The following is a 25,006-nucleotide window of genomic DNA, read 5'->3' as shown; positions in this document are numbered from 1 at the left end:
CGGCGGCCCGCCGGCTCCTCCCCCGCCGTCAGCGGCCCGCGGGCTCCTTCACCGGGACCACGGGTACGGCGGGGCGGGGCCGCAGCGCGCCGGCCAGCCCGGTTCCCGCCAGGCAGACGGCCGCGATCAGGGCGAACGCGGCGGGCAGCGAGGTCGCGTCGGCCACCCAGCCGATCACCGCCGGAGCCACCAGGCCCGACAGGTAGGTGATCGTCGCGATCCCCGCCACGCCCTGGCCGGGTGTCGGGGCGGCGTTGCCTCCGGCGGCGAAGACCAGCGGCACGGTCACGGCGACGCCCAGGCCCAGCAGGACGAACCCGGCGACGCCCGGCCACGGGGTGCGGGCGGCGGCGACCAGGAGGCAGCCCGCCGCGGCGAGCAGTCCTCCGGCGCGGACGGTCAGGACCGGCCCCAACCGGTCGACGACCAGGTCCCCGGCCAGCCGGGTGACCGACATGGCCAGGGAGAAGACGGCGAAGGAGGCCGCCGCGAGCCCGGCTCCCGCGCCGGTGACGTCCTCGATGTAGACGGCGGCCCAGTTCCGGCCGGCGCCCTCGGCGAAGGTGGCGCAGAACCCGACGACGCCGATCACGAGGATCGCCCGCGGCGGCACGGCGAACCGGGGCGGGGCCTGCTCCCCGGGCTCGGGCCGGGTGTCGAGCAGCGTCCGGCTCACCACGGCGCCGACGGCCAGCAGCACCAGCGCCGCCACCGCGTGGTGCAGGCGCGCGTCGACGGCGAACTCGGCGGCGAGCGCGCCCGCGCCCGCGCCGACCAGACCGCCGACGCTCCACATGCCGTGCAGCCCCGACATGACGGAGCGTCCCAGCCGCTGCTCGACGACCACCCCCTGCGCGTTCATCGCGACGTCGCACGTGCCGGCGGCGGCGCCGTACAGGAAGAGCGCGGCGCAGAGCCAGGGGAGGCCGGGGGCCAGGGCGGGGAGCGCCAGCGCTGCGCACCACAGGGCGAGCAGGACCCGCGTCGCCGTCCGCCCGCCGTACCGGTGGATCAGGCGGCCGGACATCGGCATGGCCACGAAGGCGCCGAGGGCCGGGAAGAACAGGGCGATCCCCAGCGCGGCGGAGTCCAGCCCGAGGTGGTCCTACAGCCACGGGATGCGGGTCGCCCAGGTTCCGGCGACCGCGCCGTGCACGGCGAACACCGCGGCGACGGCGATCCGGGCGCGTCGTGTGTCGGTAGGCATGGGCTCAAAATTAACAGGCAGGCTACCTGATTAAAACCCTCTTTTTCCGGTCGTGGACAATGGCGGCATGAGGACCGCCACCCCGCAGCTGGCCCGAGTGATCAACGACCGCCTCGCCCTCGACCTCCTGCTCGAGCACGGGCCGCTGACCGCCCCCCGGCTCCGCGAGCTCACCGGCCTGTCCCGCCCGACCGTGTCCGACCTGATCGAGCGGTTGCAGGCGAACGGCCTGATCGCGGTCACCGGGGAGACCGGAGGGGACCGCCGGGGGCCGAACGCGCGCCTGTACGGCCTCATCGCCGACCGCGCCCACGTGGCCGGCGTGGACGTGCGCCGCGACGCGGTCAACGTCGCCGTCGCCGACATCACCGGCCGCACCGTCGGCTCGGCCGCCCGGCCCCTGCGGGCGGGCGACGACCTGGCCGCGGCCGTCACCGGCGCGGTCGCGGAGGCGGCGGGCACCCGGCCCGTGCACGCGGCCGTGCTCGGCGCCCCCGGCCTGTTCCACCCGGCCACCGGGAGCCTGCTGGCCGACAACGGCGTGCCCGGGTGGCGGCCCGACCTGCCGCGCGTCCTCGGCGCGAGCCTGGGCGCCCCGGTGACCCTGGAGAACGAGGTCAACCTCGCCGCCGTCGCCGAGCACCGCGCCGGGTCCGCCCGCGGCCGCGAGGACTTCGTCCTGCTCTGGCTGGACGACGGGGTGGGCGCCGCGGTCGTCCTCGGCGGGCGGCTGCGGCACGGCGCGTCGGGGGGCGCCGGGGAGATCGGCTGGCTCAAGCCGTCCGGCACGCCGTTCTGCGAGCTGGTGGGCGCCGAGGCCGTCCGCGGACTCGACCCGGACGCCTTCTCCGCCCGGATCGCCGAGGGCGTCCTGGCCGCGGTCGCCGTCCTGGACCCCGGGCTCGTCGTCCTCGGCGGCAGGACCGGGCGCTCCGGCGGGGAGGACCTGGCCGAACGGGTCGGCGGGCACCTCGCCGCGCTCTCCCCCGCCCCCACCCTGGTCCTGGCGAGCACCGTGGAGGGCAACGCGGTCCTGCACGGCGCCGTCTTCACCGCCCTGTCGATCGCCCACCGCGACGTCTTCGGCGGCGCGCCCGCCTGACCCCGTCCACCCGCCGGAACCCCTTCGGCGGCGCGCCCGCCCGCCCCCGGCCACCCGCCGGAACCCCTTCGGCGGCGCGCCCGCCCGCCCCCGGCCACCCGCCGGCGGGCGCTTCCCGGGGGCATATCCGGACGACACCGGAATGGCCGTCCAGCCGCGTCCCCGATGTCCCGGAATTCCCCCGCCGCCTCCCGGGCGGCATGAATCTTTCATCTGCCCCGCACCACTCGGATACGCCGTCAACTGGCCTTTCTCCCCCGGAACGGCCTCGCGGGGGCCCCTTTCGTTTACACCTTTGCAATGGCGACTTAGAGTCCGTTTCGCGTAAGCGCTTCGCTGCAGTCGACCGGTAAGCCCGCCATCCCGAAAGGTCGGTCAGTTCAGTGCGCAATTGGCGAAGGATCGCTGTCGCCTGCGCGGTCACGTTCATGTCCGCGCTTCTCGCGGTCGTCCTCGTTCCGAGCTCGGCCTCGGCTCACGGCGCCATGATGGTGCCCGGCAGCCGGACCTACTTCTGCTGGCAGGACGGCCTCAGCCCGCAGGGGAACATCGTCCCCATCAACCCGGCCTGTGCGGCGGCCGTCGCCCGGAGCGGCGACAACTCCCTCTACAACTGGTTCAGCGTGCTCCGCTCCGACGGAGCCGGGCGGACCCGCGGCTTCGTGCCCGACGGGCAGCTGTGCAGCGGCGGCAACCCCAACTTCACCGGGTTCGACCTCGCCCGCAGCGACTGGCCGGTGACCCACCTGACCGCCGGGCGGCAGATCCAGGTCAAGTACAACAAGTGGGCCGCCCACCCGGGCTGGTTCTACCTGTACGTCACCAAGGACGGCTACGACCCCACCAAGCCGCTCACCTGGGACGACCTGGAGGAGCAGCCCTTCGACACGGCCGACCACCCCGACAGCGTCGGCTCGCCGGGCACCAACGACGCGCACTACTACTGGAACGCCACCCTGCCCTCCGGCAAGTCCGGCCGCCACGTCATCTACTCGGTGTGGAAGCGCTCCGACAGCGCCGAGACCTTCTACAACTGCTCCGACGTCGTCTTCGACGGCGGCGACGGCGAGGTGACCGGCGTCGGCCGCGGGGGCAACCCCGACCCGGACCCGACCGCCACGCCCACGGCCACCCCGACGTCGACCCCCACCGGCGACCCGGCCTCCTGCACCGCCTCCTTCACGACCGTCAGCACCTGGCCGGGCGGCTTCCAGGGTGAGGTCACCGTGAGCAACCCCGGCTCCTCCGGCCTCAACGGCTGGACCGTCACCTGGACGCTGCCCGGCGGCAGCGGCATCAACAGCCTGTGGAACGCCACCCATACCGTCTCCGGATCCTCCGTCACCGCCAAGAACGCCGCCTGGAACCGGGCGGTCCCCGCGGGCGGCTCGACCACCTTCGGGTTCACCGGCAACGGCTCCCCCGGCTCCCCGTCCCTGACCTGCACCAGTCCCTGACCGACTCCCGGGGGCCCACCGGCCCGCCCGGCCGGGCCCCCGCCGTCCCTCCCCGGGAGGACAGCCGTGACGCAGGGGAAGACCACCACGATCCTGGGCGCCCTCTCCCTGGGGGCCGCGGTGGCCCTGCTCGCGGCGGCCTGCGTCGGCGGCGACGGCCCCGCGGTCCGGCACACCGCCGCGCATCCGGTGGCTCCGCCGGGCGGCGCCCCCTCCCCTCCCGCTCCGGCGGGTACGGCCCCCTCCTCGCTCCCCGCCGACCCCGCGGCCCTGCCCGCACCTCCGGCCCGCAGTTGCAAGGCCGCGCTCAAGCTCGTCGAGACCTGGCCAGGCGGGTACCGCGCCACCGCGACGATCACCAACACGGCCGACACGCCGCTGGGCGGCTGGTACATCCAGTGGGTCCTCCCCAAGGGGGCGACCATCACCCAGGCCTGGAACGGCACCCACATGCAGAGCGGCCCCATCGCGATGATCCACGCGCCCGGAGACGGCGGATCCGTCCTGGCCCCCGGCGCCACCGCCACCGACATCGGCTTCGTCGGCGCGGCCCAGTCGCCCCCGACCTTCACCGAGATCACCTGCGGCTGACCTCCGGGCGGACCCGACGGACCGGACTCACCGGGTGGACCGGACGGCATCAGGCTGACCGGTTCCGTCACCAGCCCGGCCGCCCGGATAACCGATTGATCGGCCCCTCGGACGAATGCCAGGAATTCCCCGTTCCGCCTTTCCCCACCGAACGGAGCGGATTCCTTGCTGACCGGAGATCTCGTACGGCTGCGCGCCATGGAACCGTCGGACGCCGAGGCCCTGTGGCGCTGGAACAGCGACCCGGAGGTCATGCGCTGGATGGACGACGGCTATCCGAAATCGCTGGCCCAGGTCGCCGCCCGGTGCGAGGAGAGGGAGGCCAACTCCTACGACGGCGTGCTCCTCGTGATCGAGACCCTCGACGAGGGGCGGCTGATCGGGATCACCCGGCTCGGCGACACCGAACCGGAGACCGGCAGCGCCGAACTCGACCTCTACATCGGCGAGAAGGACTGCTGGGGCAGGGGCTACGGCACCGACGCCACCCGGGTGGTCTGCCGGTACGGCTTCGACCGGATGCGGCTGCACTCGATCGCCCTCTGGGTCGTCGCCGAGAACGCGGCGGCGGTCCGGGTCTACGAGAAGGCCGGTTTCTCCGTCGATGGCAGGCGGCGCCATTCCTTCCGCCGCGACGGCCGGTGGCACGACCACCTCATCATGACCCTCCTGGAGGGCGAGCTGACCGGCTGACGTCCGTACCGCCGGGAAAACGCGTCGCGCCGGGCCGTTCCGGCGTGGCATGCTCGGTCCGCGCGATATGGACCCGGTCCGCGCAGTACGGACCCGGTCCGCGCAGTACGGACCCGGTCCGCGCAGTACGGACCCGGTCCGCGCAGTACGGACCCGGTCCGCGCGATACGGAAAGGAAACCGGAATGCATCTCCGACGTCGAATGGAAACGCCCGGGCGGGCGCGCATGTGACGATCGGCGATGTCAGCTGCGAGCCGTCCCGGGCATTCGGACCGGGGCGGCTTTTTCGCGTTCCCGGCGGGTGGGGGCGCTGGCGTGCCCGGCGGTTTCATAAGCCGCTCCAGGTGGGTTCGATTCCCACACCCGCCACACGGCACCCGGCCCCCGTGGCGCACCGGTCACCGGTCATCCGACGGGCAGGCGCACGGTGAAGGCGGTGCCGCCGCCCTCGCGGGGCGCGGCGGTGATGGTGCCGCCGTGCGCGTTCACGATGGCCCTGGTGATGGCCAGGCCCAGCCCGGTGCCCTTGATCCCGGCCGCGCGGGCGCTGGAGGCCCGGAAGAACCGGGAGAACAGGTGCTCGTACTGTTCGGCGGGGATGCCGATGCCGCTGTCGGCGACGGTGACGGCGACCATGCGCGGGGAACCGCCGTCGCCGCCGTGCGGCGGGACCGCGGTGACGGCGACGGTCCCGCCGCCGGGCGTGTACTTGATCGCGTTCGAGAGCAGGTTGTCCATCACCTGGCGCAACCGCACCGGGTCGGCTCGCACCTGGAGGTGATGGGGCAGCTCGGCCGTCAGGGTGACGTCCTTGGCCGCCGCCGCCGCCCGGTGGTCGTCGACGGCCTGGCGGATCAGCCGGGTCAGCCACACCGTGCGGGCCTCGACCGACAGCCGGCCGTCCTCCAGGCGGGCCAGGTCCAGCAGGTCGTCGACCAGGCGCTGCAGGTGCTCGCTCTTGCGGTCGATCACCTCCAGGAACGCGGAGTGCTCCTCCGGCAGGTCCGGCGCCCCGCACAGCATCTCGGCGTAGGCGCGGATGACACCGATCGGAGAGCGCAGCTCGTGGCTGACCATCGCCATCAGCTCGTCCTTGAGCCGGTCCAGCTCCTGCAGCCGGTGCACCTGCTCCTGTTCGCGGGCCAGCAGGCGCTCGCGTTCGTCGGCCAGCTCGCGGCGCTCGGTGACGTCGGTGGTGATGCCGTCGACCAGCAGGCGCCCGCCGTCGCGGCGGGGGGCGGCCCGGCTCCAGACCCACCGGGTGACGCCGTCGATGCCGGTGAGGCGGTACTCGGCCTGGACGGCCCGGCCGGCGGCCAGGGCCGCGTTGAAGGCCTCGAACGCCTCCTGGTCGTCGGGGTGGACGTAACGGGCCAGCACCGCGACGATGTCGATGTCGGGGAGCTGGCTGCCGAGCACGCCCACGGTGTTCGGGCTGCGGTACAGCAGCCGGAAGCGGCCGTCGGGCAGAGCCTCCGACGTCCAGACGTAGTCGTCGATCTGCGCGATCACCCTGTCGAAGCGGTAGCGGGCGATCTCCAGGGTGCGGGTGAGGTCGTCGGCGCGGCGCCGCTCCACATAGCGGCCCAGGTAGGCGCAGACGCCGTCCAGCAGGTCGGCCAGTTCCTCGTCCGGCTCGGTGGCGGAGTCGCTGAAGAGCGTCAGCACGCCCAGCATGCGCTGCCCGCCGTGGACCGGCAGGCCGATCGCGGCCCGCAGCTCCGTCCCGCGGGCCTGCCGGGGACGGGCGGAGGCATGGGGGTCGGCCTGCGGATCGGGCGTCCATATCCGCCTCCCGGCGGCCCAGACCCGGCCGGGCAGTCCCTCTCCGCGGATGAGGGCGAGCGGCTGCAGGCCAGCGAACGCGGTCAGGTCCCGGCCCGGCTTGCTCCAGGAGGCGATGCGGGTGATCGAGGCCTGGTCGTCGTCGACCTGCCAGTACTCCCCGCAGCACCAGCCGAGCGCGCCGCCGAGCGCGGCGATCACCCTGGTCGCGGCCTCCTCGGTCCCCCCGTCCTCGGCCAGCGCGCGGATCACGGCGTGCTGGGCGGCGCGCAGCAGCGCGGTGCGGTGGGAGTCGGTGACGTCGTGTCCGGTGGCCACCGCGCCCAGCCGCCGCCCGTCGGGTGCGTCGATCGGCCGGGCGTTGACCGCGATCCGGCGGGCGGGGCGGCCGGGCGGGCACACCATCACCTCCTGCCCGTGCGTGTGCTCTCCGTCCAGGGCCCGGGCCAGCGGCACCTCGCCGGGTTCCAGCGGCCGGCGCCCGTCGGGGTCGAACAGGCCGTAGGCCGACGCCCAGGCGCGCGGGTCGTCCGGGCGCTGCTCCGACTGCAGGATCTCGCGCATGGGCTGGTTGATCTGGACCAGGCGCCCGTCGGCGTCGCAGGCGATCACGCCCTCGTCCAGGCTGTCGAGCAGCACGGCCAACCGGCGCGCCTCGGTCCGGCAGCGTCCGTGGTCGATCTCGCTCTCGGCCACCGCGGCCAGGTCGTCCAGCGCCGCCAGTTGCTCCGCGCTCCACGTCCGGGCCGCGGTGTCGATCGCGCACAGCGCGCCCAGGACGTGGCGGCCGGCGTGCAGCGGCACCCCGGCGTAGGCCTTCAGCAGCCCGTCTCCTGCAGCCCGTACGGCGTGCCAGCGGTCGTCGGCCGGAACGTCCGGCACGGTCAGCGCCGCACCGGTGGCGACGATGTGCCGGCACAGCGACTGAGAGAGCGGCACCGGCCCTTCACACCACGGGCCCGCCGGTCCCGCCGAGCTGACGACGACCTGCCGGTCGGCGTCGACCAGCGACACCATCGCGATCGGCACCGGCAGCCACCGGACCGCCAGCCGCGTCACCCGGTCCAGCGACGGCGCCCCGGCTCCCTCCAGCAGGCCGGTGGCGTGGAGCGCCCGTATCCGATCCGGGTCCTGAACGCGATCGTCCGTGCTCATTCCCTCACCCCAAACGGGCACATACCCCTTAAAAGGACTTTTCTCGCCGCGAAATCCTGTGTCCATCGGGTTCTCCCGGCACCCTCCCGACATCTCCCGGCACCCTCCCGGCCATCCACCGCCGGTTGGCTGGGATCCATGACCTGGCCGGAGATCGACGTCGTCGGACCCCATGTCGGCAGTCCCGTCACCGTCTACGGGAAGGCCGCCCGAGGCCCCGGCGGCGAGCTCGCCCACGAGGGGAACCGGGTCCCCGACATCGCCGCCCTGGACGCCCGGCGGCTGGTCGTCGGCTGGCGCGCGGGGGTGCCCGACGAGCACGACCCCACCCCGACCGACCAGGGCACGATCATGTACGGCCGCTCGGAGGACGGCGGCCGGACCTGGACGACGGGCGTCCTGGCGGCGGCGACCGCCACCCGCCGCTACCACTACGTGATCTTCCTCAACGACGGCGGCACGCTCTACGCGCTGCTCGGGCTGATCCGCGTGGAGCAGGACCGGGACCGGACCGGGAACGTCGACGGCTTCCCCACCGCGCTGACGGCCCGGCGGAGCACCGACGCGGGCCGCACCTGGACCGACTTCCCGGTCACCGTGGACGTGCCGGACAACGGCCGGGGCGTGGTGGTCGCCGGCAGGCCGCTGCGGCACGGCGGGCTCTGGCTGGTGCCGTACTGGCGGCACGCGGGCGGGACCACGCGCGCGGGGGTGCTGCGCTCGGCGGACCTGGTGACCTGGACCTCGGGGGCGCTGGCGGACAACCCGCCCGGCGTGGCGGTCGAGGAACCGCAGATCGCCGTCTCCCAGCACGACCCCGGCACCCTGGTCATGGTCACCCGCACGCTGGACCTGCGCGGCGGCGCGTCGCCGGCCGAGCGCGACGCCCGCTACCGGACCCACGCGGCCCACTGCGCCACCGCGACCAGCGCCGACGCCGGGCTGACCTGGTCGCCGATGACGCTGGACGAGGACCTGCCGAACCACTACGTCAAGACGTTCTTCACCGGCGACTCCGAGGGCCGCCACCTGGCGATCTACAACACGTTCGCCGGGCCGTTCACCGGGCCCTCGGAGAGCAGGCCCGAGCAGTACCGGGAGGTCCTGCACTACAAGGTCAGGCGGCCCGGCGAGCCGTGGGGGCCGGGGCGGCTGTTCGCCGACGGCAGGCGGCTGACCAGGGGCGCGGCGCGGGGCTGGGACGTCTACCCGAGCGCCGACGAGTACGCGCCGGGCAGGTTCTTCGTCGTCTGGGAGCACAACCAGACCAACATCAGGGTGGCCGCGCTCGACATCACCCGGGAGCCGCCCGGTGGCGACCTGCTGGCCGCGGGGTGGGAGCTGGGCGGCGCCGGGCGGCTCTCCACCTGGCGGGTGACCGTGGACGGCTCGGGGACCGCCCGTCTGGCGCGCGACGGCGCCGACACGGGGGCCCGCTGGGTGGTCCAGGACAGCCGGGAGCGGCCTCAGCTCACGCACTGGGTCACCGGCACGCCCGGGGGCAACGCCGCCGCGGCCACCGTCGAGTGGACCCGCCTGACCCCGGCGACGCCGCAGGTGTGACGGACGCTCCCGTACGGCGGACGGACCGGACCGCCCGCCGTACGGCGTCGGGCCTCCGGGCGGGCGGGCCGCGCGGTAGCTTGGGGGCGTCCATCACAAGGGGAAGAAGATCGTGACGACGTCTATTCATCAGCGGATCGCCGAAGAGCTGGGCGTGCGCGAGCGGCAGGTGCAGGCCGCGGTGGAACTGCTCGACGGCGGGGCCACGGTGCCGTTCATCGCCCGCTACCGCAAGGAGGCCACCGGCCTGCTCGACGACGCCCAGCTGCGCACGCTCGAGGAGCGGCTGCGCTACCTGCGCGAGCTGGAGGAGCGGCGCACCGCGATCCTGGAGTCGGTGCGCGGCCAGGGCAGGCTCGACGACGCCCTCGAGGCGCAGATCATGGCGGCCGACTCCAAGGCCCGCCTGGAGGACGTCTACCTGCCCTACAAGCCCAAGCGGCGGACCAAGGCGCAGATCGCCCGGGAGGCCGGGCTCGAACCGCTCGCCGACGGCCTGCTCGCCGACCCGTCGGTCGACCCGCAGGCCGCCGCCGCGGCCTTCACCGGCGAGGGGGTGCCCGACGCGGCCGCCGCGCTGGACGGGGCCCGCGCCATCCTGGTCGAGCGCTTCGGCGAGGACGCCGACCTGGTCGGCGAGCTGCGCGAGCGGATGTGGAGCAGGGGCCGGCTGGTCGCGGCGGTGCGCGAGGGCAAGGAGGAGGCGGGCGCGAAGTTCTCCGACTACTTCGACTTCGCCGAGCCCTTCACCAAGCTGCCCTCGCACCGGATCCTGGCGATGTTCCGGGGCGAGAAGGAGGAGGTCCTCACCCTCACCCTGGAGCCGGAGGAGGAGCCCACCGGCTCCTACGAGGCGGCCATCGCCCACCGGTTCGGCATCGCCGACCGGGGGCGGCCCGCCGACCGGTGGCTGGCCGACACCGTGCGCTGGGCCTGGCGCACCCGCATCCTCGTCCACCTCGGCATCGACCTGCGCATGCGGATGTGGCAGGCGGCCGAGGACGAGGCGGTCCGGGTGTTCGCCGCCAACCTGCGCGACCTGCTGCTGGCCGCCCCGGCGGGGACCCGGCCGACGATGGGGCTGGACCCCGGCCTGCGCACCGGCGTGAAGGTCGCGGTGGTGGACGGCACCGGCAAGGTCGTGGCGACCGACACGATCTACCCGCACGAGCCGCGCCGCCAGTGGGACCAGTCCCTGGCCACGCTGGCGAGGCTGGCCAAGGACCACGGCGTGGAGCTGGTCGCGATCGGCAACGGCACCGCCTCCCGGGAGACCGACCGGCTCGCGGCCGACCTGCTGAAGCTGGTCCCCGGACTGACCAAGATCGTGGTCTCGGAGGCCGGCGCGTCGGTCTACTCCGCCTCCGCCTACGCCTCGCAGGAGCTGCCCGGTCTGGACGTCTCGCTGCGCGGCGCGGTGTCCATCGCCCGCCGCCTGCAGGACCCGCTGGCCGAGCTCGTCAAGATCGACCCCAAGTCGATCGGCGTCGGCCAGTACCAGCACGACCTGGCCGAGAGCAAGCTCTCCCGCTCGCTCGACGCGGTCGTCGAGGACTGCGTGAACGCGGTGGGCGTGGACGTCAACACCGCCTCGGCGCCGCTGCTGACCCGGGTGTCGGGCATCACCTCCGGCCTCGCGGAGAACATCGTCGCCCACCGCGACGCGTGCGGCCCGTTCCGCTCCCGCCGGGCGCTCAGGGACGTCCCCCGGCTCGGCCCCAAGGCCTTCGAGCAGTGCGCGGGCTTCCTGCGCATCCCCGGCGGCGACGACCCGCTCGACGCCTCCAGCGTGCACCCCGAGGCCTACCCGGTGGTGCGGCGCATCCTGTCGGCGACCGGCGGCGAGATCACCCGGGTGATCGGCGACACCGCGGTGCTGCGCTCCCTCAAGCCGCAGGACTTCGTGGACGACACCTTCGGCCTGCCGACCGTCACCGACATCCTCGCCGAGCTGGAGAAGCCCGGGCGCGACCCCCGCCCGGCCTTCACGACCGCGACGTTCAAGGAGGGCGTGGAGAAGATCTCCGACCTCGCGCCCGGCATGCTGCTGGAGGGCGTGGTGACCAACGTCGCGGCCTTCGGCGCGTTCGTCGACGTCGGCGTGCACCAGGACGGCCTGGTGCACGTCTCGGCGATGTCGCGCACGTTCGTCAAGGACCCGCGCGAGGTGGTCAAGTCCGGTGACGTGGTCCGGGTGAAGGTGCTCGACGTCGACATCCCGCGCAAGCGCATCTCGCTCACCCTCCGCCTGGAGGACGAGGTCGACACCCGGTCCGAGCCGGGCGCCGGACAGGGCGGCCGGCGCGACGGCGGCCGTCAGAACGGCGGGCAGCGCGACGGACGGCAGGGGAACCGCCGGCCGGAGGGCGACGGGGGACGGCAGGGGGGCGGGCAGCAGCGCAACGGGCAGCAGCGCGGCGGCCAGGCCCGGGGCGGTCAGCAGCAGGGGGACCGGCAGCGGGGCGGTCAGCCGCGCAACGCGCCGGGCGGCGCCATGGCCGAGGCCCTGCGCCGCGCCGGCCTCGACGGCGGCACCCGCGACCGCTGAGGCCGTACGGCCGCCGCCCCGCCCGGCGGCGGCCGGTCCTCGCCTGCGGGGACTCGCCTACCGGCCGCGCGGGTCCCGGCATCCGCCGCGCGGTCCCCGTGCGACGGAGCCGCGGGTGAGGGAGGTCAGAGCAGCCGGCGGATGTCGCCGTAGGCGCGGTAGAACCCGCCGCGCCCGGAGGAGCGGACGCCCTCGACGAGGTAGCGGGCCCCCGCCTCGCGCACGTTCTTGGGGAACTGCACGTTCCACCCCGAGTCGTAGCCCTCGCTGACCACCCGGACCCGGAGCCGTTCCCCCTCCCGGAAGCACTCCACGACCACGCCGCCGTCCGCTCCCGCCGTACCCGCCGAGACGCTCTCCACCGAGACCGTCTCCAGCGCCGTCTCCGGCTCCACCGCGGCCAGCCCGGCCGCGGCCTTGACGTCCACCGGCTCGGGGACGGTGCCCGACTGCGCCGCCCTGATCGCCGCCTCGGTGGCGTCGATGCAGGCCAGGGTGCCGTCGGTGGTGACGATGTAGAGGCGGTCGTCGAGGTACTGCATCGACAGGGCCGAACCGCAGCCGGTGCCCAGCTTCCACAGGCGCGTGCCGTCGGCGTCGAAGCAGTAGACCGACGAGTGGCTGTCCCCGGCGAAGACGTAGCGGCCGCCGGGGGCGGTGGCGCAGGAGAACACGGAGGCGTCGCAGCGGTAGACCGCCTCGGCCGCGCCGTCGGACTTGCGGAGCCGGTGCACGGTGCCGTTCGAGGTGCCGGCGTAGACCGAGGCGGCCTCCTGCCAGCCGAACAGCACCGAGCCCTGGACCTTGGTCTGCCAGACGGGGGCGCCGTCGGCGGCGCCGTAGCGGGCCACGCCCGTGGACGTGCCGTGGTAGACGGCGTCGCCGTCGCAGCGGACCATCCAGCCGTAGCCGCCGTTGCCGGTGCGCTCCCACTGGAACTCGTCCTCGTGGTCGATGGTGGTGATCCGCCCGGCCCGGTCGGAGACGCCGAGCACGCCGTCGTGGATGTCGAGCCAGTAGATGTCGACGTCCGCGGCGATCTCGTAGGCCACCCGGGGCACCTTGCCGCTGAGGTCGTAGACCTTGCCGTCGTCGGCGCCCGCGTAGATCCAGAAGTCGTCGGCGACGATGCACTTGACGCCGTCGGGCAGCCGGAAGCGGCCGGTGACGGCGCCGCCGTGGGTGACGGTGTAGACGTCGCCCCGCTGGTTGCCGACCCAGCAGCGCTCGGCGTCCACGAAGATGCCGAAGGCCGAGTCGCCGCTGGCGAAGCGCCACAGCACCGGCGCCTGCTTGGCGGTGGAGCGGGAGCTGGCCACGCTGCGCCGGGTGACCGCCCGGGCCTGGCGGACCCCGCGGACCGCCGGGGCGTAGCCCTTGCGGACCTTCTCGCCGATCTTCTTCGCCGCGGCGGCCTCGGCCTTCTCCGCGGTGGCGAAGGCCGACACCTTGGTCTGCCCGCCCTCCCCGATCCGGCCGTAGCTGATCGTCACCTGCGTCCCGTCGAGCACCACCTCGTAGAACTTGTGCGAACCGCCGCCGTCCTCGGACAGCTCCAGGTAGGTGCTCCGCGCCGCCATGTCACGCCTCTTTCCTCGTTCGACTTTCGGCGGAGCGTACGGCAGGCGGGCGACAAATCCATAAAAGTCAGGAGAAGCACCGTCGCGGGTCGTCCACCGGCAACCGGTCGAGCCGCGCGTCCGCCACCGCGTCCCCGTGCGCACCGGCCGCGCCCGCGGCCCCTCCGATCCGGGGACGGCGCTGCCCCCGGAGCCGCTCCCGCCCGCCGAAGGCGGCCCCGCCCCGCACGGGACCGCTCCCCAGCACCAGACCGAGCATCGCCAGCACCACCACCTCGGAGACGACCACCAGCCGCTGGATCGCCCCGGCCGGCACGCCCACGGGCTCGACGCCGAGCATCCGCACCGCGTACGGCACCACCACCAGGACCAGCACGCCCATCGAGACCAGGCTGAACGCCTTCACCGCCCTGGCGTACGGCCGGCCCTCGTGCCGCCGGGCCAGGATCAGACCGGCGACCGGCATCGCCAGGAAGGCCGCGAAGGCGGCGTAGCGGTGGATGCCGCCGGACATCGAGAGCGGCACCCCGGGCCGGTCGGTGGGGAAGGCCCCGACCAGCAGCATGCACAGGCCCCAGACGCCGACCAGCAGCGCCGCCTTGCGGTCCTCGCCGCGGCGGGCCAGCAGCACGGCGAAGGCCGTCGCGCCCACCGCGAAGAGCGTCAGCGAGGTGGGCAGCAGCCAGCCGTCCGGCTCGAACGCGTACTCGCTGATCACGGTGTGCAGCGGGTCGAGCCCCGTCGCCACGTGCAGCCCGATCATGGACGCGGCCCCGGCGCCGATCGCCGCGTAGCCGATGAGCATCGTCCGCGTCCCGGAGGTCGTCCCGGACCTCTTCGTGCCTGCTGTTCCCGCCGTTCCTGCCATGCCTCAACGATCGCGGCGGGCCAGGTCACGGGCCATCCGAGATGATCCCCAGGCGTCCCTGAGCGCCCCCGGAGGAACCCCGGGGCGGGGTAGGGCTGCCATCAGGGGGACGCCCTCCGGGGAAGGCCCGCGAACTGCGCGAAGACCTCCGCCGGTAGGGCCGTCCCCCTCAGGGTCGGCAGGCGCTGAGGGGGGCGGCCCTCACGGCCCGCAGGACGGGCCCGGTTCGGTCGACCGGGTGCGCCGGGACCGGGGATCGGCGCGCCGGGCCGGGGATCGGCGCGCCGGGCCGGGCCGGCTTGACTTCGAGTGCGCTCGAAGGTGCACGGTGGTGCCCATGGGCATGACGGGCATCACCATCCAGGAGGCCTCCCGGACGTCGGGGCTGAGCGCCCACACGCTGCGCTACTACGAGCGGATCGGGCTCGTCCCCGAGGTGGGACGCGACGCGGCGGGGCACCGCAGCTACACCGGCGCCGACCTCGCCTGGCTGGAGTTCCTGACGAAGCTGCGCAGAACCGGGATGCCGATCGCCGACATGTGCCGCTACGCCGAACTCCTCCGCCGGGGACCGGAGACCGCCGCCGAGCGGCGGCGGATCCTCCAGGAGCACCGGGAACGGGTCCTGGAGCGGATCGCCCAGCTCAACGGGGACCTCGCGGTCCTCGACCGAAAGATCGACATGTATCACGAGATGGAGAGCTCATGAACAAGCGACGTCTTGGCGCCGGCGGCCCGGAGGTGTCCGCGCTCGGACTCGGCTGCATGGGGATGTCGGAGTTCTACGGCGCGACCGACGAGTCCGCGTCGGTCGCCGTCATCCACCGGGCGCTGGATCTCGGCGTCGGCTTCCTCGACACCGCGGACATGTACGGCATGGGCCGCAACGAGGAGCTGGTCGGCCGGGCGATCGCCGGCCGCCGCGACGAGGTGGTGCTGGCCACCAAGTTCGGCATCGTCAGGGGCGAGAACCCCGCCTCCCGCACCATCGACGGCAGCCCCGCCTACGTCGGGAAGGCCTGCGACGCCTCCCTGCGCAGGCTCGGCGTCGACCGCATCGACCTGTACTACCTGCACCGCCGGGACACCCGGGTGCCGATCGAGGAGACCGTCGGCGCGATGGCCGAACTCGTCGCCGCCGGCAAGGTCGGCCATCTCGGTCTGTCCGAGGTGAGCGCCGAGACCCTGCGCAGGGCGCACGCGGTCCACCCGATCGCCGCGTTGCAGAGCGAGTACTCCCTGTTCACCCGGGGTATCGAGGAGGAGATCCTGCCGACCGCCCGGGAGCTGGGCGTCGCGCTGGTGGCCTACTCTCCGATCAGCCGGGGCCTGCTCGGCGGAACCCTGCCGCCCGCCGCGGAGCTGCCCGACGACGACTTCCGCAAGCACCTCCCCCGCTTCACCGGGGAGAGCGGGGCGCGCAACGAGGCGCTCGTCGCGGAGGTCCGGAAGATCGCCGACGAGGCGGGCTGCACCCCGGCCCAGCTCGCGCTGGCCTGGCTGCTGACCCGGGGCGAGGACGTCGTCCCGATCCCCGGCACCAAGCGGCTGCGCTACCTGGAGGAGAACGCCGCGGCGGCCGACATCGAGCTGACCGCCGACCAGGTCGCCGCCCTGGAGGCCGCGGTGCCCGCCGACGCCGTGCTCGGCGACCGCTACCCCGACATGTCCTCCGTCGAGAAGTGATCACGCCGTCCCGGCGCGGCGGCCTCGCGCCGGGACGGCGGAGACGCCGGTGAGCGGCCGCACCGTGTGCCGTCCGCCCGTGCCGTGTGCCGTCAAGGCCCGTTTCAGTCCCTTATCCACCTGAAGGTGGATTCCAGGGATGAAAGGTCCCTCTACGCTCTGTTCCCATGAGTCACCGTCCGCTTCCCACCGTGGTCGACTGGACGGTCGCGGTGGCCGTCGCGCTGTTCGGGATCGCCGAGGAGGTCGGCGGGCGCACTCTCACTCCGGCCGGACCGCACCCCGGCCGGCTGGTCGGCGCGGTCCTGTGCGCCGCCGTTCTGGTGCTGGTGCGCCGGCGCGCACCGTTCACGGTGCTGGCCGCGCACACCGCGATCACCCTCGCCCTGCTCGCCCACTTCGGTGAGATGGCGTCCGCCTGGCAGTTCTACGTCCAGCTCCTCCTGCTGTTCACGCTGCTCAGCGAGCTCCCGCTGCGGGATCGGCGGGCCGCTGCGGGCGTGGCGGGCACGGCCGTGTTCGTCACCGCGATGGTGGCGAACACCGGGACGCCGGGGGTCGGCGACGTGGCGGTCGCGCTGGTGATGTCCGTCGCCTCGGGCGGTGCGGGCGTCGCCGTGCGCCGCTACCGGCGGCTCGCGGTGCGCGCGCAGGAGCTCGCGCTCCAGGCCGGGGAGCGCGGCGAGCTGCTCGCCCGGGAGGCGGTGACCGAGGAGCGGGTCCGCATCGCCCGGGAGCTGCACGACGTCGTCGCGCACAGCGTCAGCGTGATGGTCATGCAGGCGGGGGCGGCCCGGCTGATGCTCGACCCCGGCCAGACCGCCCAGCGCGAGGCGCTGACCGTGGTGGAGGAGACGGGACGCGAGGCGGTGGAGGAGCTGCGCCGCGTGGTCGGGCTGCTGCGCACCGGACCGGAGGGCGAGGGCCTCGCCCCCCAGCCCGGCCTGGCCCGGCTGGACGACCTGGTGGAGCAGGTCCGCGCGGCCGGGCTGGAGGTCGATCTGAGCATCGAGGGCGTGCCGGCCCCGCTCCCGACGGGCCTGGACCTGTCGGCCTACCGGATCGTCCAGGAGGCGCTCACCAACACCCTGCGCCACGCCGGCCCGACCAGGTCGGAGGTGACGGTCGCCTACCGGCCCCGGGCGCTCTGCCTGGACATCGTCGACGAGGGCCCGCGCGACGGCCGTACCCCCGCCCCGGCCTCCGCCGGGACGGGCCACGGGCTGATCGGCATGCGCGAGCGCGTCGCCCTGTTCCACGGCCGGCTGTCCGCCGGCCCCCTGCCGGAGGGCGGGTACGGCGTGCGGGCCTCCCTGCCGCTGACCGAGCGGGTGACGGTGGTGTCGTGACCGTCTCCATCCTGCTCGCCGACGACCAGGCGATGATCCGCCGCGGCCTGAACAACGCCGGGATCGCCGCCGCCCTGGTCGTCAGCCCTTCCGCGGTCGGCACCCACGTCGACCGGCTGCTCGCCGACGTCGGCCTGCGCGACCGCGCCGAGGCCGTCCGCCGCGCCTACGAGCACGGCCTCGTCCGCCCCCGCGATCTCCGGCCTCCCGCGGACGGCGCGTGAGCCCGCCGCGCGGGAGGGCGGAGAGCCCCGCGCGACGGCGGGTGGCCGCCCGTTTCCGATCTGCCGGCCGATGGGAGCATCGGGACCCGGAAGCGATCTGATGGAGTCGGACCGGTCGGCTCCCCTGCGGGCCGGACATTCGGCCGACGCTCAGCGAAGCGACGGATACGGCTCGCCGCAGAGTGATCGCATACTGAGCTGATCGTAAGTTCTGGGACTATCAGCGCTACGGCCTGGTGTAGGACAGATGCGGGTCGGCGAAGAAGGCCCGGACGATGCCCGGGCACTTTTGCAGTCGGCGCAGGCTGGAATGCATAGCCGCGGCCAGTTCATGCTCATCGGCCACCGCCTCACGAGCCGCCCGGGCCTTGACGTTCTGATTGACCCACTCATCGGGGTTGAGATCCGGCGCGTACGCCGGCAGGAAGAACAGCCGCAGCCGACCGCCGGTCCGCGCGACGAAATCGCGCACCGCTCGGGCGGTGTGGATGGAGGAGCCGTCGGCGATCAGGATGATCGGGGTCCGCCCGACCAGCCCCCAGGTCGTGCCCGAACGGTGATCATCGATACCGGACCCGAAAGCGATACTGGCCGAGACGCTGGCCATCGCTTCGGGCCTGTCCGGCAGGAAGCTGGAGAAGTTCAAGAAGCGCTTCCCTGAACATCGCCGCCAACTGCTCGACCGCATCGACCCGTCCGGAGTGATCCGCGAGGTCCCGTCGTGGCAGGACTTCAATGCAGATCTTCTGGCAGGTCTGCATCGGGCCGCCGAGTGAGGGCGGGCTCCGTCGGGCTTTCCGCATGAAGCCGTCGGCTCGCCGGAGCGAACGGACGCGTGGGCGGCGACGTCACCGCCCCAGCCGATCGGCGGATCACCGGTCCGGCTCCGCTCAGCGGGCGGGGCCGTCCTGGCCCAGTCCCAGGTCGTCGAGTTCCTTCAGCAGCGCGGACCGGGAGTCCCGCGGCGCGGCGGGGGCCTTCGCGCGGCGGCGCTCACGGAAGATCCAGCCGCCCACGAGCCCGGCCAGGAAGCCGAACAGGTGGCTCTGCCAGCCGATGCCCTCCTGCGGCAGCAGCCCGGCGAAGTGATGGGCGAAGCAGAGCGCCATGACCACGCCCACCACGATGTCGACCGTGTTCCGGTCGAACAGGCCGCGCACCAGGACATAGCCGAAGTAGCCGAAAAGGACGCTGCTCGCCCCCGCGCTCGTGGTGCCCCCCTCCACCGTGAGCCAGGCGCCGAGACCGCTGACCGCGATGATGAACCCCGTCACGCCGAGGAACTTGGCGACGCCCCGGTAGGCGGCCAGGAACCCGAAGATGAACAGCGGCCCGGAGTTGCCCTGCAGGTGCTCCCAGCTCCAGTGGAGGAAGGGCGCGGAGACGATGTCGGGCAGGCTGGAGAGGTCACGGGCCACCCTCCCGTGCTCGTACGCCAGCGCGTAACCCGAGAGCGCGTTGGGGATGTGCAGCGCCCAGATGAGGGCCAGGAAGCCGACCATGACCCAGAACGCCTTCCGCGCCTCGTCGATCATGATCTCGGCCGTGCGCCCCTTGGCTTCCACCTGTTCCTCCTCGGCTGTCCGCTTTCCGCAGCCGGACCAGTATCCGGGCATGAGATCACGAATGCAGCCGGACCGGCCGCCTCCGGATCGGGTGCGACGCGGACCTGCGGCCGCGTCCGGCCGGGATCAGCCCAGCCGGGCGGTGAGCACCTCGGCGCGGGCGAGCTGGACCTCCCGGGCCTTGCGGGCGGCGAAGTTCAGCAGCGGCCGGGCCCAGGCGTGCACGACGAGCGTGTCCTCGACCTCGGTCCCCTCCCCGGACTCCGCCAGCCGGAACCGGTAGTCCATCCGCACCCCGCCGGGACTGGCGACCTTCCCCTCCACCGCCGCGGGCGCGCTCCGCAGCGTCACCCTGATCGGGTTCTCGTAGGTGAGGCCGAGGACCTTGAACCGCTCCACCGCGACGTAGCGCGCCTCGTCCTCCCCCTGCTCGACGTCGCGGACCGCGACGACCAGCGGCGAGAGCCCCACGTAGCTCTGCGGCTGGCTCAGGTGCGCCCGGAGCGCGGCCGGAGTGTTCCGTACATGAAAGGTATGTCGCAAAATTGCCTTTGGCACCGATCTGCCCCCAGTTGTAGATCTTTACGGGGAGACAGTAACGGGTTCGGCCATGTACCACCGGGCGTTCTTCTCACCTCGGGCGAGCGAGTCGAGGCGGCGGGGCAGTTCCCTGCGGGAGAAGGGGTCGGCGGCGGCGTTGCGGATGTGGATGCCCACGGCGTACATGTCCCGCACCTCCATCAGCGTGGAGTAGCCCGGCCACGACCGCAGGTCGCTGCCGTAGGCGTCGGCGAAGGCGTCCACGTCCGCCGAGGTCAGCCCGAAGCGGCGCTGGCCGTGGTAGGTGTGGACCAGGTCCCACTCCCGCGGCCCGACCGCCACGCCGTCCCAGTCGCACAGGACGACGTGGCCGTCGGTACGGCGGAGCAGGTTGTCGATCCAGGCGTCGCCGTGCAGCAGCACCGGCGGCCGGGCGGCGTCCAGTCCGGCGTCGAGGTCGGTCCAGCGGTCGGTCAGCTCCGCGATGCGCGCGCTCAGCCAGACGCGCTGCCCGGAGGTGAGCACCGCCGAACGGCTCACCGCCCCGCGCACCTCGGCCAGCGGGTCGGCGAACCGCTTCAGCGGGTGCGGCGGCACCGGCAGCCGGTGCAGGCTGCGCAGGATCTCGCCCAGCTCCGTGGTGGTGGGCCGGCCGCTGGCCGGGACGTAGTGCCAGAACGTGACGACCCGGCCGCCGTGCTCCACCGGCTGCTCGGAGATCTCGTCGGCCGGGCGCACCGCCGGGAACCCCTGGCCGGCCAGCCACCGGGCCACCGCGAGCACCACCGGCAGCCGGGCCCGCGCGCTGGGCGCGGTGGCGATCCGCACCACGATCTCGCTGCGCAGTTTGAAGACCGCGTTGCTGCGCACACGCAGCAGCCGCGCACCGCGGTGGTCGATCCCCATCCCGTCGCAGACCTCCCGCAGGACCGCGAACGCCTCCGCGGCGAGTGCGCTCATGAGCCCGCCGGGGAGGCGCCGGCGAGCAGGTCCGCCAGGCGGCGCACCGCCGGCGCCCTGCGCAGCCCCGGCCGGACCGCCCGCAGCAGCGCCCGTGCCCGGTCCACCACGATCGAGGTGCGGTGCTCCGGCGGCACCTGGAGCAGGGCCTTCTCGGCCAGCCGGCAGCCCTCCTCCTCCTGGCCGGCGCGCAGCCGGTGGGCGGCCTGGTCGAGCAGGATCAGCACCGGGTCGATGGTGTACGGGCCGGCGGGACCGGGCGCCCAGTCGACCTCCTCGCCGAGCTCGATCAGCGTGCCGATCCGGTAGAACTGCAGCCTGCGCTCGGAGAAGCGGAACGCCAGGTGGTCGTGGCCCTCCGGGGGCATCCTGGCGAAGATCTGCTCGGCCTCGGCCAGCGCGACCCGGGCCGCCTTGTGCTCGCCCATCCTGGCCAGCGCCCGCGCCTCGGCCGCCGCGCCGAGCGCCGCCGGGGAGCTGGGCGCGCTCCCCGCCAGCATCCTGGCCTCGCGCGCCAGCCGGACCGTCTCGGTCAGATCGCCGTAGTAGTACGGCAGCATCGCCTCCTGGGCCCGGACCAGGGCGCGCAGCCGCAGGTCCCCCATGTCGTCGGAGGCGGTGCGGGCGGTGCCGTACCAGGCGTGGGCCTGGCGGGTGTCGCCGAGCTTCATCAGCGCGTCCGCGGAGAGCAGCGCGAGCATCACGGTGGCGTTGAGCAGACGGCGCTGGGACATCGCGGGCTGCCGGGCGGCGACCAGCGTCCGCACGTCCGACAGCTCCAGCATCAGCCGGTAGAGCATCGGCAGCGGCGCGCTGGTGATGTACTCGCGCCGGTAGCGGACCACCTGCTCGTCGAGCCGGTCGAGCTGCTCCTCGGTCACGCTCGCCGCCGCCAGCGTGCGGTCCAGGTCCTGGCGGGCCCGCTCGACCTCGGCCATCAACCGGCCGCTCATCGCGAAGCGCGAGCCGAGCAGCGCGTGGTGGAACAGGGCGCGCCGCCCGGTGTCGTCGTCGCCGCGCTCCCCGGTCTCGGGCAGCGTGCGGGCCTCGCCGCCGGCGACCACCACCACCTTGGCCGCGCCCGCACCGTCCTCGGCGTAGTCGCCGGCCAGGCCGAGCCGTACGGCGTTGGCGCGGTAGAGCCGGGCCAGCAGCTCGATGGTCTGCGGCCGGGGGCGGGCGCGGTGGTTCTCCCAGGCGTTGAGCAGGTCGATGCTGGCCCTGGCCTCGCCGAGGCTCTGCCGCTCGCACAGCTCGGCCAGCTCGCGCACCGCCTCCCTGGCCGACCACCCGCGGGCCAGCCGGTGCGCCTTGAGCAGGCTCACCCCGCAGCAGCCGTTGATCGCCTGCGCGGTCTGCCACAGGGTCCACTGGCGGGACTCCGCCTGCTCCCGCCATCGCCTGGCGCAGGCGGGCGAATGTTCCCCTCGGGCCACGGCGCCCCTCCCGGTCGCTGTTCGCACAAGATTAACCAGGGCGCACCGCAGAGTAATCAGACCTGTGCACCACAGTTCCTTTACCCGTGGATTACCCACGGAATACCGGCGGGTTCCCCGGGTAATCCACGGATCGCCCCGCCTTCCGGAGAAGGAAACCGATTGCCGTTCTGCCCCTGAGGCCGCACCCTGCGGGAAAGACAGCCACCAGCGCCTGTCGGGGGTGATCCGGATGACGACTGACCAGGGCGAGGCGGTCGACCATTTGCGGCGGCTCGCCGCCTATCTGGAGGCGCAGTCCTTCCGCACGCGCCTGCGGACGCGCGAGGGACCCGCCCCGCACCTGCACGTGATCAATCCGATGGTCCCGGCCAGGACCGAGGACGTGCTCGCCGCCCACGAGGAGGACGGCGAGTGGTGGTTCTGGCTCTCCTGGGCGGGGCGCATCGGGCACGCCGAGGACGTCGCCACGGCGGCCGAGCGGGTCGTGAGCGTGCTGCAGGTGATCCGGAGATAGGTGTTTCTTGGGTGGCACATGGGTAACACCCGTGATCAAGAGCAGAAAGGAGCGGCACGTGAAAAGGACCCAGATCATCCAGCGCCCGCGTCCGCCGCGCAAGCCGGTGTCGCTCGACCTCCGGACGCCGTCCGGCCGGGTGCTCCCCTTCTGAGGGCGCTCCGGTCCGGCCCGGCGCGGCCCGTCACCCCGGCGCCCGTCACCCCGTCACCCCGTCACCCCGTCACCCCGGCGCCTCTCGACCCTGCACCCGTCAACCCTGCACCCGTCAACCCGTCACTCCGGTCACTCCGGCGCCCGTCAGCCCAACGCCCGGGAGAGGTCGTCGGCGTAGAGCCAGCCGGTCGCCCTCTCGTAGAAGTGCCGGAAGACGATCGGCATGATCAGCTCGTTCATCCGGCGGCCGACGGGGCCCGCCGTCTTGGCGTCGCGGTTGGCGCTCGCGACCCTGGCCATCTTCGTCAGGCGGGCGCGCCGCTCGCGGTCGTAGCGGGCCAGTGCGGCGGCCACGGCCCCCTCGCCGTCCCCGCCCGCGCTCCCGCCCCCACGATCCCCACGGCCCGCACGCGTCTCCTCCCGCAGCGCCCGGCCGAGGACGACGGCGTCCTCGATCGCCATGGACGCGCCCTGGCCGGCACCCACGGGGTGCGCGGCGTCGCCCACCAGCACCGTCCGGCCGTCCTGCCAGCGCGGCACCTCGGCCAGCACGTGGTGGAGCGCGGGCCGGTGGAGCGCGGTCGTCGCCCGCATGACCTCCACGGGGACCCGCTCCGACCGGTAGAGCTCCGCCAGCCGCTCCAGGCCGGTGTCCGAAGGTTCGCGGGCGTCGGCGACCTGGGCCGACCACCAGACCGCCCCGTCCGGGCGGACGACGTGGACGAAGGCCCCGTTGCGGGCGAAGGTCATGTTGAACGTCCCCGGCTCGGCCGCGGCGCTCCGCGGCACCCCCTCCGAGACCCCCGAGACGCTGTAGAGACCGGCGTAGCGCGGCGCCGGGGCCGCCGGGTCCAGCGCCCGGCGGACGGCCGACCGGATCCCGTCCGCCCCGACCACCAGGTCGGTCCCCTCCGGGACCGCCTCCGGGTCGAACCGGCGGCCCGTGACGATCTCCGCTCCCGCCCGCAGCGCCGCGGCGCGCAGTTCCTCGACCAGATGGCCCCGCATCAGCGTCACGCTGTTGCGCGGGTCGTCCGCCCGGCGCCCGCGGGGCACCTCGCCGAGCAGCCGGCCGGAGGCCCCCCACATCCGCTGGCGCGGCACCTCGAACCCGCGCCCGGCCACGGCCTGCGCGCAGCCCAGCGCGTCGAGCGCGCGCAGCCCGTTGGAGGCGAGGCTCAGGAACGAGCCGACCTCCCCCGCGGGGTCCTCGTACGCCTCGACGACCGTCACCTCGGCCCCCGCCCGCCGCAGCGCGATCGCACTCGCCGCCCCGGCCACACCCGCACCCACCACGACCGCCTTCACGCCATCTCCCTGAATTTAGATTCACCGAACTGAGATTCAGTATGGGGGTTGCTACGGTCGGAGGTCAACGAGGGGCGAGGAGGGGACCTGTGGGAGTGCGCAAGGCGAGGGCGGCCGAGACCGAGGCCGCGCTGAAGGACGCGGCCCGCCGCCTGTTCGCGGAGCGGGGGTACGTGAACACGAAGATCACCGACATCACCGCCGCCGCCGGCCGGGCCACCGGCTCCTTCTACGACCACTTCGCGGGCAAGGAGGAGCTGCTCCAGGCTCTCCTGCGGGACATGAACGACCAGGCCGACGCCGAGATCGCCGCCCGCGGCCACCCCCGCGACCACGACCTGACCGACCGCGGCCAGCTCCGCGACCACCTCGCCGTCGCCTGGACGGTCTTCCGCGACCACCTGCCGGTGGCGGTCGCCCTCTTCCAGTCGGCGATGACCGAGAACCTCGGTTCCGGCCGGGCCTGGGAGAGCCTCGCCGAGGACACCGCCGTCCTCCGCGACCACCTGGAGTACCTCCACGAGCGCGGGCACCGGCTCCCCGGCGACCCCGCCCTGGTCGGGGCGGCGATGGGCGCGATGCTCTCCATGCTGGCCTACGCGGTGCTCACCTCCGGCGGGAAGGGCCCGCAGGTCACCGACGACCAGGTGGTCGACACCCTCACCGACCTGCTCCTGCACGGCCTGGCGGGCCCCGGGGCCGACCGGCCGTAGCG

Annotated in this window: 22 protein-coding genes and 1 tRNA gene; 13 read left to right on the top strand and 10 right to left on the bottom strand. The window is 73.9% G+C overall.

What is annotated here, in order from left to right; genetic code table 11:
- Positions 1 to 28: 28 nt before the first annotated feature.
- Positions 29 to 1,093, bottom strand: a complete 1,065-nt coding sequence (locus HS045_RS15940; RefSeq protein WP_196452815.1) for an MFS transporter — start codon at positions 1,091 to 1,093, stop codon at positions 29 to 31.
- A 181-nt stretch (positions 1,094 to 1,274) separates the two neighbouring features.
- Here HS045_RS15940 and HS045_RS15935 point away from each other — a divergent pair, with 181 nt between their 5' ends.
- The 5 genes from HS045_RS15935 to HS045_RS15915 all read left to right on the top strand — a co-directional run bounded on the left by HS045_RS15935 (position 1,275) and on the right by HS045_RS15915 (position 5,420).
- Entirely contained in the window at positions 1,275 to 2,309 is a 1,035-nt protein-coding gene (locus tag HS045_RS15935) for an ROK family transcriptional regulator (protein WP_196452129.1), read from the top strand.
- Between the two features lie 428 nt (positions 2,310 to 2,737).
- On the top strand, positions 2,738 to 3,766 hold the full coding sequence (locus HS045_RS35475; RefSeq protein WP_196452128.1) for a lytic polysaccharide monooxygenase: 1,029 nt from the start codon (positions 2,738 to 2,740) through the stop codon (positions 3,764 to 3,766).
- 66 nt (positions 3,767 to 3,832) lie between these two features.
- Positions 3,833 to 4,357, top strand: a complete 525-nt coding sequence (locus tag HS045_RS36170; protein ID WP_196452127.1) for a cellulose binding domain-containing protein — start codon at positions 3,833 to 3,835, stop codon at positions 4,355 to 4,357.
- Between the two features lie 165 nt (positions 4,358 to 4,522).
- Positions 4,523 to 5,050: a GNAT family N-acetyltransferase gene (locus HS045_RS15920; RefSeq protein WP_196452126.1), complete on the top strand. Its 528-nt coding sequence runs from the start codon at positions 4,523 to 4,525 to the stop codon at positions 5,048 to 5,050.
- Positions 5,051 to 5,347: 297 nt separating this feature from the next.
- Positions 5,348 to 5,420, top strand: a tRNA-Met gene (locus HS045_RS15915).
- A gap of 36 nt (positions 5,421 to 5,456) precedes the next feature.
- Here the strand turns inward: HS045_RS15915 and HS045_RS15910 are convergent.
- Positions 5,457 to 7,991 carry an ATP-binding protein gene (locus HS045_RS15910; RefSeq protein ID WP_196452125.1) on the bottom strand — a complete coding sequence of 845 codons (2,535 nt, stop codon included), beginning with the start codon at positions 7,989 to 7,991 and terminating at the stop codon, positions 5,457 to 5,459.
- Between the two features lie 138 nt (positions 7,992 to 8,129).
- Here HS045_RS15910 and HS045_RS15905 point away from each other — a divergent pair, with 138 nt between their 5' ends.
- A complete protein-coding gene (locus tag HS045_RS15905) occupies positions 8,130 to 9,554 on the top strand; it encodes a sialidase family protein (protein WP_196452124.1) in 1,425 nt (474 codons plus the stop codon).
- 112 nt (positions 9,555 to 9,666) lie between these two features.
- Entirely contained in the window at positions 9,667 to 12,102 is a 2,436-nt protein-coding gene (locus HS045_RS15900) for a Tex family protein (RefSeq protein WP_196452123.1), read from the top strand.
- A gap of 125 nt (positions 12,103 to 12,227) precedes the next feature.
- On the opposite strand, the gene HS045_RS15895 is transcribed toward HS045_RS15900, so the two are convergent.
- The gene (locus HS045_RS15895) at positions 12,228 to 13,682 is read right to left on the bottom strand and encodes a WGR domain-containing protein (RefSeq protein WP_196452122.1); all 1,455 of its coding nucleotides are present in this window, start codon (positions 13,680 to 13,682) and stop codon (positions 12,228 to 12,230) included.
- A 67-nt stretch (positions 13,683 to 13,749) separates the two neighbouring features.
- Positions 13,750 to 14,550, bottom strand: coding sequence for a DUF998 domain-containing protein (locus HS045_RS15890; RefSeq protein WP_196452121.1), 801 nt, complete (start codon positions 14,548 to 14,550; stop codon positions 13,750 to 13,752).
- 337 nt (positions 14,551 to 14,887) lie between these two features.
- On the opposite strand from HS045_RS15890, the gene HS045_RS15885 reads away from it, so the two are divergent.
- The 4 genes from HS045_RS15885 to HS045_RS15870 all read left to right on the top strand — a co-directional run bounded on the left by HS045_RS15885 (position 14,888) and on the right by HS045_RS15870 (position 17,809).
- Positions 14,888 to 15,259, top strand: a complete 372-nt coding sequence (locus tag HS045_RS15885) for a MerR family transcriptional regulator (RefSeq protein ID WP_230884325.1) — start codon at positions 14,888 to 14,890, stop codon at positions 15,257 to 15,259.
- Positions 15,256 to 16,236: an aldo/keto reductase gene (locus HS045_RS15880; protein ID WP_196452120.1), complete on the top strand. Its 981-nt coding sequence runs from the start codon at positions 15,256 to 15,258 to the stop codon at positions 16,234 to 16,236. The genes HS045_RS15885 and HS045_RS15880 overlap by 4 nt, the downstream gene beginning before the upstream one ends.
- A 167-nt stretch (positions 16,237 to 16,403) precedes the next feature.
- Positions 16,404 to 17,585 carry a sensor histidine kinase gene (locus HS045_RS15875; protein WP_196452119.1) on the top strand — a complete coding sequence of 394 codons (1,182 nt, stop codon included), beginning with the start codon at positions 16,404 to 16,406 and terminating at the stop codon, positions 17,583 to 17,585.
- Positions 17,582 to 17,809, top strand: coding sequence for a response regulator transcription factor (locus HS045_RS15870; protein WP_196452118.1), 228 nt, complete (start codon positions 17,582 to 17,584; stop codon positions 17,807 to 17,809). Before HS045_RS15875 ends, HS045_RS15870 begins: the two co-directional genes overlap by 4 nt.
- A 226-nt stretch (positions 17,810 to 18,035) precedes the next feature.
- Here the strand turns inward: HS045_RS15870 and HS045_RS15865 are convergent, their stop codons facing one another.
- The 5 genes from HS045_RS15865 to HS045_RS15845 form a co-directional block, all read right to left on the bottom strand.
- The gene (locus tag HS045_RS15865) at positions 18,036 to 18,455 is read right to left on the bottom strand and encodes a transposase (protein ID WP_196452117.1); all 420 of its coding nucleotides are present in this window, start codon (positions 18,453 to 18,455) and stop codon (positions 18,036 to 18,038) included.
- 244 nt (positions 18,456 to 18,699) lie between these two features.
- Positions 18,700 to 19,374, bottom strand: a complete 675-nt coding sequence (locus HS045_RS15860; protein WP_196452116.1) for a rhomboid family intramembrane serine protease — start codon at positions 19,372 to 19,374, stop codon at positions 18,700 to 18,702.
- Between the two features lie 126 nt (positions 19,375 to 19,500).
- Positions 19,501 to 19,917: an SRPBCC family protein gene (locus HS045_RS15855; RefSeq protein WP_230884055.1), complete on the bottom strand. Its 417-nt coding sequence runs from the start codon at positions 19,915 to 19,917 to the stop codon at positions 19,501 to 19,503.
- Positions 19,918 to 19,956: 39 nt separating this feature from the next.
- Positions 19,957 to 20,874, bottom strand: coding sequence for a phosphotransferase enzyme family protein (locus HS045_RS15850; protein ID WP_196452114.1), 918 nt, complete (start codon positions 20,872 to 20,874; stop codon positions 19,957 to 19,959).
- Complete coding sequence (locus HS045_RS15845; RefSeq protein ID WP_196452113.1) at positions 20,871 to 22,310, bottom strand: XRE family transcriptional regulator; 1,440 nt, start codon at positions 22,308 to 22,310, stop codon at positions 20,871 to 20,873. The genes HS045_RS15850 and HS045_RS15845 overlap by 4 nt, the downstream gene beginning before the upstream one ends.
- A gap of 232 nt (positions 22,311 to 22,542) precedes the next feature.
- Here HS045_RS15845 and HS045_RS15840 point away from each other — a divergent pair, with 232 nt between their 5' ends.
- Positions 22,543 to 22,827, top strand: coding sequence for a hypothetical protein (locus HS045_RS15840; protein ID WP_196452112.1), 285 nt, complete (start codon positions 22,543 to 22,545; stop codon positions 22,825 to 22,827).
- Between the two features lie 300 nt (positions 22,828 to 23,127).
- Here HS045_RS15840 and HS045_RS15835 read toward each other — a convergent pair whose 3' ends face one another.
- Positions 23,128 to 24,291 carry an NAD(P)/FAD-dependent oxidoreductase gene (locus HS045_RS15835; RefSeq protein ID WP_196452111.1) on the bottom strand — a complete coding sequence of 388 codons (1,164 nt, stop codon included), beginning with the start codon at positions 24,289 to 24,291 and terminating at the stop codon, positions 23,128 to 23,130.
- Positions 24,292 to 24,380: 89 nt separating this feature from the next.
- Here HS045_RS15835 and HS045_RS15830 point away from each other — a divergent pair, with 89 nt between their 5' ends.
- On the top strand, positions 24,381 to 25,004 hold the full coding sequence (locus HS045_RS15830; RefSeq protein WP_196452110.1) for a TetR/AcrR family transcriptional regulator: 624 nt from the start codon (positions 24,381 to 24,383) through the stop codon (positions 25,002 to 25,004).
- Positions 25,005 to 25,006 lie beyond the last annotated feature (2 nt).

Source organism: Planomonospora sp. ID82291, assembly GCF_015711645.1.
In the GTDB taxonomy this organism is placed as follows: domain Bacteria; phylum Actinomycetota; class Actinomycetes; order Streptosporangiales; family Streptosporangiaceae; genus Planomonospora.
Note: the sequence above shows the minus strand (reverse complement) of the source record. Positions and strands in the feature narration are given on the sequence as shown.